This window comes from Dyadobacter sp. CY326 (assembly GCF_021390515.1).
Classification (GTDB): domain Bacteria; phylum Bacteroidota; class Bacteroidia; order Cytophagales; family Spirosomataceae; genus Dyadobacter.
The window spans coordinates 425,332-439,948 of sequence record NZ_JAJUXI010000006.1 but is presented as its reverse complement, the minus strand read 5'-3'; the positions used below and the strand labels follow the sequence as shown (position 1 = coordinate 439,948).

Annotated in this window: 13 protein-coding genes and 1 pseudogene; 2 read left to right on the top strand and 12 right to left on the bottom strand. The window is 45.2% G+C overall.

Annotated features, from left to right (window positions below):
• Positions 1-168 precede the first annotated feature (168 nt).
• The 4 genes and pseudogenes from LZG73_RS14765 to LZG73_RS14750 all read right to left on the bottom strand — a co-directional run bounded on the left by LZG73_RS14765 (position 169) and on the right by LZG73_RS14750 (position 2,912).
• Complete coding sequence (locus tag LZG73_RS14765; protein WP_233851006.1) at positions 169-723, bottom strand: DUF2911 domain-containing protein; 555 nt, start codon at positions 721-723, stop codon at positions 169-171.
• 49 nt (positions 724-772) lie between these two features.
• Positions 773-1,031: pseudogene (locus LZG73_RS14760) on the bottom strand (Txe/YoeB family addiction module toxin).
• Positions 1,028-1,234 (bottom strand): hypothetical protein, encoded by a 207-nt coding sequence (locus LZG73_RS14755; protein WP_233851004.1) that lies wholly within the window; start codon positions 1,232-1,234, stop codon positions 1,028-1,030. Before LZG73_RS14755 ends, LZG73_RS14760 begins: the two are co-directional and overlap by 4 nt.
• An 85-nt stretch (positions 1,235-1,319) precedes the next feature.
• Positions 1,320-2,912 (bottom strand): serine hydrolase, encoded by a 1,593-nt coding sequence (locus tag LZG73_RS14750; protein WP_233851002.1) that lies wholly within the window; start codon positions 2,910-2,912, stop codon positions 1,320-1,322.
• Between the two features lie 132 nt (positions 2,913-3,044).
• Between LZG73_RS14750 and LZG73_RS14745 the strand changes: the two genes are divergently transcribed.
• Positions 3,045-4,187, top strand: coding sequence for a DEAD/DEAH box helicase (locus tag LZG73_RS14745; RefSeq protein ID WP_233851041.1), 1,143 nt, complete (start codon positions 3,045-3,047; stop codon positions 4,185-4,187).
• Here LZG73_RS14745 and LZG73_RS14740 read toward each other — a convergent pair.
• From LZG73_RS14740 to LZG73_RS14720, 5 genes are all read right to left on the bottom strand, one after another.
• Positions 4,181-5,308, bottom strand: coding sequence for an exo-alpha-sialidase (locus LZG73_RS14740; RefSeq protein WP_233851000.1), 1,128 nt, complete (start codon positions 5,306-5,308; stop codon positions 4,181-4,183). The two genes, LZG73_RS14745 and LZG73_RS14740, sit on opposite strands and share 7 nt — an antisense overlap.
• 58 nt (positions 5,309-5,366) lie before the next feature.
• The gene (locus LZG73_RS14735; RefSeq protein WP_233850998.1) at positions 5,367-6,374 is read right to left on the bottom strand and encodes an NAD(P)H-dependent glycerol-3-phosphate dehydrogenase; all 1,008 of its coding nucleotides are present in this window, start codon (positions 6,372-6,374) and stop codon (positions 5,367-5,369) included.
• Between the two features lie 159 nt (positions 6,375-6,533).
• Positions 6,534-7,961 (bottom strand): efflux RND transporter periplasmic adaptor subunit, encoded by a 1,428-nt coding sequence (locus LZG73_RS14730; protein WP_233850996.1) that lies wholly within the window; start codon positions 7,959-7,961, stop codon positions 6,534-6,536.
• A gap of 81 nt (positions 7,962-8,042) precedes the next feature.
• Complete coding sequence (locus LZG73_RS14725) at positions 8,043-9,536, bottom strand: TolC family protein (RefSeq protein WP_233850988.1); 1,494 nt, start codon at positions 9,534-9,536, stop codon at positions 8,043-8,045.
• A gap of 117 nt (positions 9,537-9,653) precedes the next feature.
• Entirely contained in the window at positions 9,654-10,889 is a 1,236-nt protein-coding gene (locus tag LZG73_RS14720; protein ID WP_233850986.1) for a nucleoside recognition domain-containing protein, read from the bottom strand.
• 136 nt (positions 10,890-11,025) lie between these two features.
• Here LZG73_RS14720 and LZG73_RS14715 point away from each other — a divergent pair, with 136 nt between their 5' ends.
• On the top strand, positions 11,026-11,493 hold the full coding sequence (locus tag LZG73_RS14715; protein WP_233850984.1) for a hypothetical protein: 468 nt from the start codon (positions 11,026-11,028) through the stop codon (positions 11,491-11,493).
• A gap of 70 nt (positions 11,494-11,563) precedes the next feature.
• Here the strand turns inward: LZG73_RS14715 and LZG73_RS14710 are convergent, their stop codons facing one another.
• From LZG73_RS14710 to LZG73_RS14700, 3 genes are all read right to left on the bottom strand, one after another.
• Positions 11,564-13,147 carry a T9SS type A sorting domain-containing protein gene (locus LZG73_RS14710; RefSeq protein ID WP_233850982.1) on the bottom strand — a complete coding sequence of 528 codons (1,584 nt, stop codon included), beginning with the start codon at positions 13,145-13,147 and terminating at the stop codon, positions 11,564-11,566.
• Between the two features lie 14 nt (positions 13,148-13,161).
• A complete protein-coding gene (locus tag LZG73_RS14705) occupies positions 13,162-13,677 on the bottom strand; it encodes a hypothetical protein (protein ID WP_233850980.1) in 516 nt (171 codons plus the stop codon).
• Between the two features lie 165 nt (positions 13,678-13,842).
• Entirely contained in the window at positions 13,843-14,580 is a 738-nt protein-coding gene (locus tag LZG73_RS14700) for a hypothetical protein (protein ID WP_233850978.1), read from the bottom strand.
• Positions 14,581-14,617 lie beyond the last annotated feature (37 nt).

Sequence of the window (14,617 nt, the reverse complement as noted above, 5' to 3'; positions counted from 1 at the left end):
TTTGACAAGCATAAGCCGGAAAGCTGCACCGTGTTTTCTGTTTTTGCCCATAAAAATGCCCCCAAGAAGTGTCTAACTTTTTGGGGGCAGTGCATCAAAAGTTACTGCATTCTTTTAATGGTCTTTAACCAAAAATAAAAATATGTGAATGCCGTTTTGCCCGATATATTAAAAGGAAACAGGAACTTCAATAACGGAAGAAGCCCAGCCTAAAAACATCTTGGCAGAAGTGTCTGAAACTTTTTCAAACACAATTGAAAAGTTCTCAATCGGCGCTTCTGCTGCCTTCACGGGTGCAGTAACACGAAGCACATCATTTGCTTCTTTGTATTGATAAGCGCCCCAATAATCAAGGTCAGAGCTTAAAATAACAGTCCATTCCTTTTCCCCGGGAATGGTGAAAAGCGAATACGTTCCTGCTTTGATCTTCTTGCCTCCGAATGTTGCATCCTGATAAAACTTGATTTCCGTGGATTCGTCTGCACCCGTCCGCCAAACTTTTCCAAAAGGTTCGAGTTTGCCAAAAGCTTCCCTTCCTTTTAAATATGGACGGCTGTACGACACTTTTATCAAAGCCTTATCACCATCCTTGCGGTCATGCGCAAAGTGATCCGGGAAATACGCAATGTCTCGCGGACTCTTGTCAAGCGGCCTAAACTTCTGCGCCTGCACAGCCACAGCGAAAATGATGAATGCTAACGAAAGGATAATTCTTTTTTTCATTTTTGGGAAAGAGTTGGTTTGATTGGATGTGTATTTAACACCGACTTCATTATTTCTTGTAATGATGCCTACATTTAAGGACAGTGATTGTATCGTCTTCAATGTAATATTAAACGATGCTCATCAGTAATTCTCCTCGACCAGCAATCAGCAAGATCCCCTTTTAACAGCTCAGGTTTTCCTATTCCTTCAAAAGGGGTTCGTTTGCAAGCTTTGATCAGTTCATTGATCTTATTGACTATCTTCTTGTCCGTCTGCTGCCAATATAAGTAATCGTCCCAACCTTCATCATGAAAGAGTAACCTCATTTTTCAATAAGTTCTCGTTCATGGATGTTAAGCTTTCCGTTTTTGAAATCAGCGACCGCTTTGAGCAAGCGCGCCTTGTTCAAGGGATCACTTAAAAGAAATTCGGTCGTGTCCACTGACACTTGCGTCTTATCACTTTCCCGAATTTTCTTTTTGGCAGCCATGGAAGACTTTTGTTTGTTCCAATTGATGTGTAATGCCATTTTTTTAAAATAATGTGTGTAAAAACAATTTTTATCTCACGCAAAGCTAAATGTTTCAACGGAAAAACAAATAGTAATCTGCGTGCTAAGTCAGCATCTTCCCGTTCAAGACGGGCCTTGGATCTTTGGTTTTTGCGAGGATGGCCAGGCTTTTTTTGAACTCGATTTGGACTGTGTCGGCTTCGAACTTGCAGGTTACGGTTTCGTAATGTGCCGTTTCAATAAAGCGCCAGGTCATTTCAAATGTGTTTTCGTCGATCCAGGCGCCATTTCCTGCGATTTTAGATTTCTGCTCGTTGGGAACGGGGGTTAACACGAGTTTCAGAGGCATTGGCGAAATATCCGTCAACCCGATCTTCCAGTTTCCAATGCCATTGACAACCAGATGCTCACCTTTGTCGTCAGTCAGGCGGAACAAGCACCAGCCTTTGGCAAATTCAAATGAGGCTTTCGTTATCTTCAAGCTGTTATCGGCAATTTTGAAGCTTTTTCCAGTCAGCTTTGCAGCCACGTCTGCCGTCGGTTTGCCGGGCGTTTGCGGTAAAGCCAGCGTTGACAATTTCTTTTGCAATGCTGCTTGCACTTCGTTGTCTGTCGTCACGGTCGTCGATTTAACAGCGGGCAAAATGTGGTTCCAGACATGATCCAGAATCCCCTGCATATCACCCGTTTCGCTTGTGATGGCAATGACCATATCTTCCTTCGGCAACACAATGCAATATTGGCCATAAGCGCCGTCGCCGCGATAAGCACCATTGCGGCATCGCCAGAACTGATAACCATAACCTTGCAGCCAGTCATTTTCTTCTGGTTTTCTTGCACCGCCTTTTGACATAATATGAGAACGTGTGGCCTCTTCAACCCAGGCTTCCGGGAGAATGCGCTTGCCGTTCCATGACCCTTTTTGTAAATACAACTGCCCGAATTTGGCAATATCTTCCGTTTTCACGCGCAATCCCCAACCGCCCGTGTTGATTCCATTCGGGTCGACTTCCCAATCCGCGTCATCGATGCCCAGCGGTTCAAACAGTCTTGGCGTTAGATATTGCACCAATGTTTGCCCCGTCAGCTTTTGTATAATGGCGGAAAGCATGTAAGTCGCGGCACTATTGTAGACGAAAAATGAGCCTGGCTCGTGCTCCACCGGCAATGATAAAAACGCTTTTACCCAATTGTTTTCTTTTGATTCCCGAACTGCGCCGGTTGCGTCTTTGTCATGGCCGGTGGACATGGTCAGCAAGTCACGCACACGCATTGCAGCGAGATTTGCGCTTACATTAGCGGGCTTATCTTCGGGGAAAAATGATAAAACTTTGTCTTCAACGGTCAATTTTTTCTCAGCAACTGCTAATCCGATTGCTGTTGACGTAAAACTTTTGCTCAATGAATAAAGCGTGTGCTTCATGTCGGGACCATAAGGCGCCCACCAGCCTTCGGCAACCACTTTTCCTTGTCGCAAAATCATCAGACTGTGCAGATTCAGCTTATCTGCTTCAACTGCATTTGTAAAATCAAGAATGTTTTTGGCAGACATTCCCTGCAACTCCGGCGAACTGCGCGGCAATTGTCCGAAATGTAAGGATGCGGCCCAGGTTGATGCAGGAATGGCGCTGATAATGCCCAGCTGTAATGCACCAAATCCAAGATGTTGTAAAAATTCCCTGCGTTTGTAAGACATATGGATAGCGAATAGAAGTTCAGAAAATCACATCAAAAGGCAGTCGGGAGCGGGCCATGGGCGATATGTCTGTGGGTTAATGGTATCTTTGCGTTTTATAAAAATTCCATTGACCAACTGCCGCAGAACATGATGTCCTTTCAATCGCTTGGCTTGTCCGAACCATTATTAAAAACCATTGCCGAACAGAATTATACTCAACCCTATCCAATTCAGCAGGAAGCAATTCCGGCTATTTTGAAGGGAAATGATGTCCTGGGCATTGCAAAGACGGGTTCAGGAAAAACAGCGAGCTTTGTGTTGCCTATTTTGGAGTTGTTTCAACGGATGCCGCCCGCGTCTAACAGGCATATTTCAGCATTGATCCTGGTGCCCACGCGCGAGCTGGCTGTGCAAATTGCAGTTGTTTTTCAAACATTCGGCGAGCGGCTTCCACGTAAAGTGAAGACGTTAGCGGTTTATGGTGGCGTTTCCATCAATCCACAAATGATTGGTTTGCAAGGCGTTGAAATTCTGGTTGCGACGCCCGGCAGGTTAATCGACCTTTTGTCCCACAAAGCGCTTAGTCTTTCGGAAACACAGATTCTTGTGTTGGATGAAGCTGATAAAATGCTGAATCTGGGATTTGCGGAAGAAATGAAGGACATCTTTTTTCTTTTGCCCAAAAAACGACAAAGCATTCTTTTTTCAGCCACATTAGGCGATGAGGTTGATCAGATCAACAAAACGCAGCTTCGAAATCCGGTGCGAATTGAGATTGAGGAAGAGGAACAAAACCTCGATCTGATTAAGCAAACGGCTTATTTCGTCGACCCTGACCGCAGAGGACCGTTGCTTCGTTATCTCATCAAAACGCAGGAAATGAAGCAAGTGCTCGTGTTTGTTTCCGCGACGCGCACGGCTGACAATCTTGTTGAAAAGCTGAATAAGAATGGAATTCAGGCGATGGCAATGCACAGTAAGAAGAGCCAGGGAGCCAGAACCGAGGCGCTGAATAAATTCAAGTCGGGAAAATTAACGGTGCTTGTAGCCACAGACCTTGTTTCTCGTGGCATTGACATTCAATTTCTTCCTTACGTTATCAACTTTGAGCTGCCCCGATCGCCGAAGGATTACGTGCACAGAATCGGAAGAACAGGTCGGGCAGAGGCGTCTGGCGAGGCCATTTCACTCATCTGCCCGGAAGACGTTCACCATTTCCAGATCATTCAAAAGAAAATGGGCAAACGCGTTGAAATGTTTGAATCCTATGATTTGGAATTAATGGGTTACTGACCTGCTTTGGTCTTATTTTTCGCAGCCTGATCAACAATATCTTTCTTGCTTCCCGTCCAGAACGCAATTTTCTGGCGGTTGAATGTGTAGGTTACAGCCACGGAATCGCCCCAGCTTACAATGGCCGGATAGGAATATTCGTCATCCTTTTTGCCGGTCGCAATGTCCAGTTTATCCGTCCAGTTTTGACCATTATCGTAAGACAATGTCAGCGAAAGCGGCGACCGAGATCCCCAGTCTTCATCGTCCGGGTTGTAAGCCAGCGCAATGGTGCCATCGCTTAGTTTGGCAGCATCAATGCCGCTATTTGGATTTGGCAAAGTGGTCTTTTTGATTGGCGCCCAGGTTTTTCCATAATCTTTTGAATCACTTCTTCCGATAACTCCGCCCGTCGTTCTCACCAGCATATGCACCAAGCCGGGCTTCGATTCCCACAATGTTGGCTGGATTGCACCTTTGCCCTTAATTTCGGTTGTGTCAATTTTTAAATACGGACTTGCTTTCCAGGTCTTGCCATTGTCCGTGCTTCTGTCCACAAAAACTTCCCAGCGTTTTACTTCATTGGACGCGCCTGCAAGCCAGTCGCCGTTCGAAAGTTCGATAAGTTTGTCCTTAACCGGCCCTCTTCCGCCCTTATCGCCTCTGACCAATTCGTAAGCCTCGGACCAGGTTTCACCGTTGTCAGTCGACGTTTTCACCCACGTTTCCCAATATGGAATCTCTTTACCGACTTTGAAATAGAGGATAACCTTTCCGTCCGCAGTTTTTTGCAGCACCGGATTCCAATGTGCGTCTTCCCTGATCTTCGCAACTTCTTTTGGCGCGCTCCAATTTCCAGGCTTGCCTTTTGACAGCCAAATGCCAACATCCGGATTTTTTTCCGCAGTTCCGCCGAACCAGGCAATCAAAAATTGGCCATCGTCCAGCCTTACCAATGTTGAAGCATGGCATTGTGCAAAGTCGCGTTTGTCACCAAAAACAAATTCTTTTTCGGACGCAAGTGAGTCTTCCTGCTCCTTTTTGGCATTGTCGGCACTTTTTGAATTGCAGGAAGTGAGCATGATTGAGCCCAGCATTAGGCCGGTCAAAAGACTTGCAGAGATTTTTTTGGAAACGCGCATAAGGGTCGTTTGAGGTAAAACTTTCAAAAAATACGTTTTTCGAAATGGATAAGGCTATTTATTTTAGCAATTTCTTCAAATCGTCCATCACCGCGCCTGGCGCGTGTTCCTCATACAAAATCCTGTGCACTGCGCTCGTTATGGGCAAATTGACCTGATGAATTTTATTCATTTCCGTGATGCTTTTGGTTGCATAATAACCTTCGGCAATCATTTTCATTTCAAGTTGGGCAGCTTTTACACTGTAACCGCGGCCTATCATATTGCCAAAAAGCCTGTTGCGACTAAATTGCGAATATGCAGTCACCAGCAAGTCGCCCAGGTAAGCGGACGAGCTCATATTGCGCTCGCGCGGGTCCAGGGCAGTTACAAAATTGCCAATTTCCTGCATCGCATTAGAAACCAGAACTGCCTGAAAATTATCGCCATAACCGAGTCCATGCGTGATTCCGCAGGCCAAGGCAATGATATTTTTCATCACAGCCGCATATTCAACGCCGTATAAGTCGTCGAGCGGATTGGCGGTTACATAACGGCAAGTCATCAGTTTGGCAAAATCTTCTGCCGTGTCGCATTCCGTGGAGGCAATGGATAAGTATGACTGTTTTTCCAAAGCCACTTCTTCCGCATGGCAAGGGCCGGCGATCACACAGGTTTCGTGCAGCTGAATGTAGTATGCTTTTGCAATCCAGTCTGTTATCAGCATATTTTCCCCGGGCACCATTCCTTTAATGGCAGATACGACGCGTTTTCCCTGCAAATGTTTTGCATTCAAATCACGCAATGCTTCTTGCACAAAAGCGGCTGGAACGGCCAGAATTACATAGTCTGCGCCTTTAACCGCCTCGGTTGTTTTTTCAAAAACCTTGATCTTTTTGGGAGAAAGCACCACATCGCTGAGGTAACTCGGATTATGGTGAAATTTCCTGATGTGCTCAATGTCCTTGTGATTGCGCAGCCACCATCGGATCTGGACGTTGTTTTGTTCACAAAGGATTTTGATGAGTGCAGTGGCCCAGCTGCCACCTCCGATCACCGCTATCTTGGTTTGATTTAATAAACTCATTTTCAAAGCTTGGTAAACTATTCAGCCGAAATTATGACATTGCTGAGTCTTCCAAAAGTGAGAATATTTGGCAGAAAATAAAAAATCCTTGCAGCAAAGCCGCAAGGATTTTCTTTTTTAACCTAAACTAAATCGAACTTATTACCCCTCTACAACGTATCAGTTCGCGTTTTCATTTGATTTTTTTTCGTCTTTTTTCACATCTTCTTTCTTTTTCTCAACGAGGTCACCGCTCTTCAGGTTTTTCGAGACGGCAATGTAAGGTCCGGAAATGATCCTGTCACCGGGTTTAAGTCCGGACAGGATTTCAATGTTTTCAAAGTCGCTGATGCCGGTTTTCACTTCCTTCATTTCCGCTTTTCCATTCACGTCAATGAACACGACTTCTTTGATCACTTCGGCTTTTTTAGGCTTCTTGTCGTCTTCCTCAGGCGCCGACTCATCGGATGGCGGGCCTTGCTGACCTTCCGTTGCGGGAGGCGTGTTACTGCGGGTCGTCACGGCAGCAATCGGAACTGTCACCACATTGTTTTTACGTTCCGTGATGATTTCCACCGAAGCCGTCATTCCGGGTTTGAAAGGATAGCTTTTTTTTGATTTTGACACCAAAAGATCCGCAAACGACTCATTTAAAATCTTCACCTTCACCTCAAATTCGGTGACCGCATCGGCCGAAGCACTTGATACGGCTGAGCTTGTGGTCGACGAAGCCAAACCTGCGGCGGTGTTTGCAATTTCCTTTACAATGCCCTTGAATTTGCGCCCGGAGGCACTATATGCGTCAACATCGATCTCTGCCGTGTCGCCCAGGGTTACGCGGACAATGTCATTTTCATTCACATTTACGCGGACTTCCATGTTGCGCAGGTTTGCAATCCGCATCATTTCTGTTCCTGCCATTTGCGATGTTCCTACGACGCGCTCGCCTGCTTCGACATTTAATAATGAAACAATGCCGCTTACCGGAGCGAAAATGCTCGTTTTCCGAAGATTTTCAGATGCTTCTTTCAAACTCGCTTCGGCGCTTTTAATGTTAAAAAGTGCCGCCGAAACATTGGCTCTGGTTGACTCAACATCTTGCTGCGCAACACCAAAAGTGGAAGCAAATTGCTCATAATCAGCTGCGGAGATCACTTTGTCATTGTAAAGTTTTTTATTTCTGTCAAAATTGGCTTTTGCTTGTAACAACCGCGCTTCCGCCTGTGCAACCATTGCTTTGGTCTGCTCATAATTGGCTTTGCTGGAATTGACCGCTGCCTGCGCACGGGCCAGCATTGACTCATAATTGTCCGGACGAATTTTCAATAAAAGTTGCCCTTTCACGACTGAATCGCCTTCCGCAACATTGAGACTGATAATTTCTCCCGAAACATCCGGACTGAGCTTCACCTCAACTTCCGGCTGAACCTTGCCGGACGCGCTGACACGCTCAATGATATCCGTCTTTTTCACATTGGTGTATTCCACTTCCGTGGTTTTGGGCTTGCCAATGTAACCGGCTTGTTTTGCGCCAAATAAACCTGCGACGAGGAGTACGACAAGGCCTGCTGTTATCCACCAGATTCGTTTCGAAGATTTACGTGCCATACTGACTTTGGTTACAATTAATGTTGATTGAGGATATGAACAGGTCGCTAATCAGAGACCTCGGGAATTTGAATTTGTTTACTAAAAATCCGACAACGGACGATTCATGTAAAAATCAAGAATCTTGGTCCGGAAAACATAGTCATATTTTGCCTGCACAAGATTTCCGTTCGCCCGATCGAGATTTGCTTTTGCGATACCATACTCCACGGAGTTAATGGAACCCACATCAAACCGCACTTGCGACACCCGGAAAGTTTCCTGAAGCGCCCTCACCTGGTTTGCCGTTGCCGAGTAACGCTTGGCCGCATTCGTCATGTCAATGTATGCCTGCTCCACATTCTTGCGGATCGTAAGCTGCACTTGCTGCGCCTGATATTCGTAGGTTTTTTGCTGAATCTTGGCGTTTGCAACATTGTATTTGACCCGGAAATTGGTAAAAATCGGAATGGTGAGATTGAGATTGACGGCCGAGTTCCGGTTGAAATTCAGCTGATCCAGATAACCAAATGTGCGAAGTGAGCCGTTGGGCGTTTCTATTTTCTGCACAATCGGAACCTGCTGGTCATTGTAAATAATGTAGTCTGTTTGGGAAGTCACCTCGGTTATTGTCTTGCCGGAGCCGTCGGAAACGAAACGTTCTTTGGGAGCTGCGCTCGAATAAGCGGTGTAAATGCCTCCATTCAATGTCAATGACGGCAATGCGGCGCCTTTGGCTAAATCAATGTTCGTTTTTGCTGCTTCAATGCGCAACTCTGCGGCTTGCATTTGAGGGAGATTGGCGCGCGCAACATCAAATATTTCCTGAATTGTGGCATTGTAAGCCTGCAGAGTTGGATCGGCCACCTGAATTTTCACGACATTAATCTGCTCGCTGCCAGGCATATTCATGAATTGTTTCAAATTGAGCTTTGCCGTTTCCAGATTATTTTCTGCATTGACTAATGTCAGTTCGTCGTTGGCAAGCTGCGCTCTCAAATCCAGCAGGTTGCTTTCTGCCAATGTTCCTGCTTCAACAAGTTTGGCAGTTCTGTCAACCTGCAATTGCGAAGCTTCCACTTGTCTTTTCGCAACCTCTATCAGCTCTTCATTGGTGATAACTTGCAGATAGGATAACGCCACATTAAGCATAATGTCATTACGCGCAGCGTCCAGATCTTTGGCGCTGGCTTTGTAATTGGCATCGTTGAACTTGATGTTGTTTTTGATTTGAAACCCGTTGAAGAGGGTTATTTGTCCGCCGAGCTGGTAATTATTGGAATTGATATTTTGCTGAACGAACTGGTTGGTAAACGGGTCAATGTTCCGGCCGGAACTGAAACCCTGGCTGGCGCTGAAACTAATGCTTGGCCAGCGCTGCCATTTGGATTGTTGATAAATGTTGCCGTTTGTCTGAACCGTCAGCTCGGAAATTTTTACGGAAGGATTTGTCTCTAATGCGATTCTGATGCAATCTTCCAACGAATAAGTGTTGGCTGGCTGAGTGGCGTTTTGCTGTGCAAAAGCTGTTTTTCCCGCGATATAAACACAAAATACAACGACAAGAAGTGCGGATTTGCGTAACGATTTCAACATAAGCGGTTCAGAGTTAGATGATCAATATTAACGTTTACCACAAAAACCAACCATCCATTTTGTACGGACGGTTGCATATCAAGGGTAAAAGGGTGATTGGCCTGGAATAGACCAAAATCAGTGGAAAAATAAGTATCCAAGCCAAATTCCGGCCACAACGCCTATCAAATCGGCGATTAATCCCGCCACAATCGCGTAACGCGTATTCTTGATGCCGACGGAGCCGAAGTAAAGCGCAACAATGTAAAGCGTTGTATCTGCCGATCCTTGAAAAATGCACACGAGACGACCAATAAATGAGTCGGGCCCGAACTCCTTCATCGCATCGATCATCAATGCGCGCGCACCGCTTCCGCTCAGCGGTTTCATAAGCGCAACGGGCAATGCATCGGTAAAATCGGTGTTCAAGCCCGTCAATGCAAACAGCCATTTGAGGCCGTCGATCAGATAATCCATTGCACCGCACGCCCGAAACGCGCTGATCGCAACCAGCAAACCGACCAGATAGGGAATGATGGTAACAGAGGTTGTGAATCCGGCTTTTGCACCTTCGATGAAGGTTTCGAAAACATTGACTTTGCGATACATTCCCCAAAACAAAAATCCGGCAACAACACCGAGCAGCACGGAATTGCCGACGAATATGGAAACCGTTTCAATCTGCTCTTTCGGCAAGCCCGATAAATACCACAATATCAAGGCAATCATGGCGGTAACGCTTCCCAGCCCAAGCATCACGGTCCTATTGAAGAGATTGATTTTTTGCCAAGCGGCAGTGATAAGCATGCTCATAACCGTGGTAATGTAAGTGCCCACCACACAGGGAATAAAAACGTCGGAAGGACTTTCGGCGCCCAAAATTGCCCTCTGCGCAATGATGGAAAGCGGAATGATTTGCAAGCCCGATGTGTGCAAAACCAGAAACATGATCTGCGCATTGGAGGCGGTGTCTTTGCTCGGGTTCAGCTCTTGCAAACTCTGCATGGCCTTTAATCCGAACGGCGTGGCAGCATTGTCCAAGCCCAGGAAATTGGCAGAAAAATTCATGATCATCTGCCCATTAGCCGGGTGATCTTTTGGCACTTCGGGAAATAATTTATGGAAAAAAGGGCCAATGAATCTTGCGATAGAATTAATAATCCCTGCTTTTTCTCCCACATTCAAAATCCCAAGGAAGAAAGCCATCACTCCGGTAAGCGGCAAAGCAATGTCCATCACCGCCACTTTGGCCATTTCGAGCATTCCTTCGGTTATTGCCTTGAAAGTCTGCACATCACCGGTCAGGATAAATTTCAGGAGGGCAATGATGAAGGCAATGACAAAGAATCCTACGAAAATATAATTTAACGCCATAGGTTAGGTTCAGGGTAAGGGGCAGCGATTGGTAAAGATATGTTTACAATGTCGGGAGTAAAATATTTTATTTAATGCAAATAACAAAGGTATATTGCAAAGTAGTACTACGATTTTGAACCAAATAGGATTTCCAATGAAGTATTTGAGCCTTCTCTTGCTGCTGACATTGTTTGCTTGCAATCAAAATGACAAAGGTAAAAATTCAGACGGGTCGCCATCAGGCATTGTCAATGACACCATTCCTTTGCAGCGGACATCCGTAGAAAACAGCCCCGTTGCGAGTTACAGCGAAAAAGTGAAGGACCCGCTGAATGACTGGCGCTTCTCAGTCGACATTTATGAAACGAAATCAACATTCGATTTTTTGGTTAAAATAAAATACAAAGAACTAGACGCCGAGGACAACATTAAGATTCCGAATTTCGGCATCATGCCCAAAGTGGAAGTCCGCAAAGGCAAAACCGATCAATCCTGCATCATTGGTTTTCTGGATAAAGCAGGCGAATTCAAAGAATACAAACTGGTTCAGGTTAAAAATCAACAGTTAAAAATCTCCACTATCAAGCATTACGCAAGAACGCTGTATAAAGTGAAGAAATGATTTTCATTAGTTGCTATAAACGCAAAAGAGCCTGAAATCAGGCTCTTTTGCGTTTTGTAATGATGTAATTTCAATTCAGCACGATTCGCACCTTTTCCAGGACTTGCGTTGAATGAACAAGTTGAAAATAATATGTGCCCCTTGGCAAATCGCTTACCTGAATTGAAATGGTCTTCTTATTATTCAGATCGTCGGTCAACACGAATTCTTCTGCGGAAATCGACTTCACTTCCTTCGCGCTTGCTTCGCTGTAAATGCTGATGGTTTCGGGCAAAGCCTTTGCATCGCCTTTATCTTCAAAAGTGATGTAAATGAAATCATTGGCCGGATTGGGATAAATTTCGTAAACCGTACCGTCTTTCAGGCAGTTATCGACACAGATTGTAATGCCCTTTTTCACAGAGCCAAAGCAGTTGCTTGCCGTAACATCCACGCCATAGCAATTGTTGACATAAGAATTGAAATAAGCCGTGCCACCATTCGAGTTGAGGATCGCATTGGCAGGATCGGATGTTGTCCAGACGCTAAATTTGGTTTCAGGCTCGCTTGTGTAAGCGTTGAGCGACACTCCCGCACCATTACACATAAAATCCGGCGAGCCACCCCCATTTGCAGTGACCAGTAACGATGCGGGCAGCGGCGCACTCCGCTTCACCTGAACCGGCGTGCTGTAAGCCGTAGTAACGCCACAAACCGAATTAGTCGCCGAAACTTTCACAGTCCCATCACTCACTCCAGTCAAATGCGCCACATTCGTATTACCAGGCGAGCTGACCGTAATCCCGCCCGTAGAAGCCCAGTTGTACGAAGTCGCATTGCTTGCCGAGGCAGTAATATCCTTTGGAGCACACAGCAGGATTGGTCCGGAGTTGATGGTTGGGATTGTCGGGAGCGGGCGGGTGATGTTGAATGAAATTTTTGTCCGGAAGTTGCTATCATTCCGTTTGGCTTCCACTTTAATTACACCTCCACTATTAGCGTGCGTATTCACCGTAACAGAAGGTGTGTTGGAACTTGCAGGTCCAGACCAATTGGCCGGATAATAGAAGTAATAAGTGACTGGCGCAGCAGGATCAGTGCTTACCGCAGGAATTGATAGCGTTTTCGCCGCTGCTCCACATGCATAAGCAAGCGTGCTGCCATTGCCTACGGTCGAGCCATTAAAGCTGATGGAACTTGGGACGCTGATGTATTTCACTTCAATGGGTTGTGCTTCATTTGCGCCGCTCGGGCGAATGCTTGTGATTTTTTTAGTATAGTTCACGTTATTAGCTTTCCATGTGAACGTAACAGTAAGCCGAACGGATTTTGTAGGGGCCCCGCCGTTATAATTTGCAGTATTATACCATTTCGCTGAAACCTTATCTTTGTTATTTTCTCCAACCACGTCGCCTCCAATAACCTTCCACTCATATTCTTTTGCAGCACCATTCGGAATAACACTACCATTAGGAAATACAATATATGGGATATAGGAGTATTCTGTTGAATATTCTGAGCTACTAGGCTCTAACCCGTAAAAATCTATTCCATCATAAATTGTACTAGCAATCATGCCTTTGACGTAGACTATCGGGTCAACTGCAAATGCAAAATTGAACAGTGTGCTTAATAACAAAAAAATAGTGCTTAGGTTAACATGTGAAGATTTCATAAGTCATAGTATGTTTAAAAGTTATAACTCAAAGTGACCAAATAGTATGAGAATGGCTCTATCTCCTTTGTCCGCTGTACATCACGCGCCAAACGCACGCCGTCGTTCGTATACCCGATAGAAGTCACATTATATTTAAACCGGAGCTGACTCTCGATTGACACAGAATAGCGATGTGTGATATAGTGTCTAACTCCTGCAAAACCTGAAAGCCACATCATATCGATTTGTTGTCGTGATCTTGCAACTATCACATCGCTGTGATCATTTCCCTGTAAATCAATCGTACGTTTAGTCTTTTCAATTCTTTCAAACCACCCAACATCAACGCCATAATAGACCATCGATTTTGATACTTGCTTTTGCCACTCAAACCCAAATTGCGTAGTTGGCATAAACATATAACCCTTATCCTTATGAGAAGAAGAAGAATCTAGTCCATAGCGGGCCTTCGTGAAGCGGGAAAATGGGGAGACCATGATGCGCCAGGCACCTAATTGATTCCTCTGCCCCACATTCCGTTTTAACATGAACGGGTAGGATAACCAGGACAAATTATGCCTAATTGAATAGACGCTGACATTGAACTCCCATGGATGCCTTTTGTACAATTCCTGTGCGTGGCTATTCCAGGGCAATAGAAATACAAACGTTACTAATGCAAATTTCCTCATGGCTTATTGATTACGGTGAAGTCAGAAATGGTAACTGAAGTTGATCGCGTAAAAGAGATTTGGCTCGAAATACACATCCCGGTTAAAGCCTTTAAGAATGGGCGTGTAGTCGAAGGACGCATTCCCCCTGTCCATTAAATATTTGAGTTGCAACTGGCTCTCAAATGAGAATGAGAAGTCTTTCGTAAAATGGCATTTCATGCCCAACAAAGAGCCAATGGATGCCAGTTGTTTCCTGGAGCTTTCTAAATATCGACCTCTTGGTGATGTGTCCGTGCCATCTGGGTTCATATGTAAGATTTCTTCAAACTTGCTGTTTTCGACCGCCCATATGGTGCTTACACCGTAAAAGAGCATGAATCGTCCTTCCACTTTCTGCCACTCGTACCCTAACTCAAGTCGGGGATATAGGTGTCTATCATCGCGGTTGAAAAGCTGTTTGGTTTTGTCCGACTCCAAACCATCCAATGTCGAACGGAAATAAGGTGACAACGAAAACCGCCAGGCGCCTAATTTTTTACCTTTGCCGACATTCCGCTTGATCATATACGTATACGTCTCACCAACGTAAAAATCACTTGGGTCAAAATTAAGCGCAACCTCCCAGCGGGACCTCTCCACTTCTTCATCGATCAGCGCGTTCAATCTGTTAAAAAAATTGCTTCCTGGCAAAGTGCTCTGCGCAAATCCAGTCAGCGCTGACCATTGAAATAGTGTAAGCAATAACAATATTGTCCATAATGAAAACGTGTGCTTCATGTATCAACCAGGATTGGATAAATTTGATTGATACAAA

Coding starts and splice junctions, on each gene's coding strand:
- LZG73_RS14765 (WP_233851006.1), bottom strand. CDS start 723: ATGAAAAAAAGAATTATCCTTTCGTTAGCATTCATCATTTTCGCTGTG.
- LZG73_RS14755 (WP_233851004.1), bottom strand. CDS start 1,234: ATGGCATTACACATCAATTGGAACAAACAAAAGTCTTCCATGGCTGCC.
- LZG73_RS14750 (WP_233851002.1), bottom strand. CDS start 2,912: ATGTCTTACAAACGCAGGGAATTTTTACAACATCTTGGATTTGGTGCA.
- LZG73_RS14745 (WP_233851041.1), top strand. CDS start 3,045: ATGTCCTTTCAATCGCTTGGCTTGTCCGAACCATTATTAAAAACCATT.
- LZG73_RS14740 (WP_233851000.1), bottom strand. CDS start 5,308: ATGCGCGTTTCCAAAAAAATCTCTGCAAGTCTTTTGACCGGCCTAATG.
- LZG73_RS14735 (WP_233850998.1), bottom strand. CDS start 6,374: ATGAGTTTATTAAATCAAACCAAGATAGCGGTGATCGGAGGTGGCAGC.
- LZG73_RS14730 (WP_233850996.1), bottom strand. CDS start 7,961: ATGGCACGTAAATCTTCGAAACGAATCTGGTGGATAACAGCAGGCCTT.
- LZG73_RS14725 (WP_233850988.1), bottom strand. CDS start 9,536: ATGTTGAAATCGTTACGCAAATCCGCACTTCTTGTCGTTGTATTTTGT.
- LZG73_RS14720 (WP_233850986.1), bottom strand. CDS start 10,889: ATGGCGTTAAATTATATTTTCGTAGGATTCTTTGTCATTGCCTTCATC.
- LZG73_RS14715 (WP_233850984.1), top strand. CDS start 11,026: ATGAAGTATTTGAGCCTTCTCTTGCTGCTGACATTGTTTGCTTGCAAT.
- LZG73_RS14710 (WP_233850982.1), bottom strand. CDS start 13,147: ATGAAATCTTCACATGTTAACCTAAGCACTATTTTTTTGTTATTAAGC.
- LZG73_RS14705 (WP_233850980.1), bottom strand. CDS start 13,677: ATGTTAAAACGGAATGTGGGGCAGAGGAATCAATTAGGTGCCTGGCGC.
- LZG73_RS14700 (WP_233850978.1), bottom strand. CDS start 14,580: ATGAAGCACACGTTTTCATTATGGACAATATTGTTATTGCTTACACTA.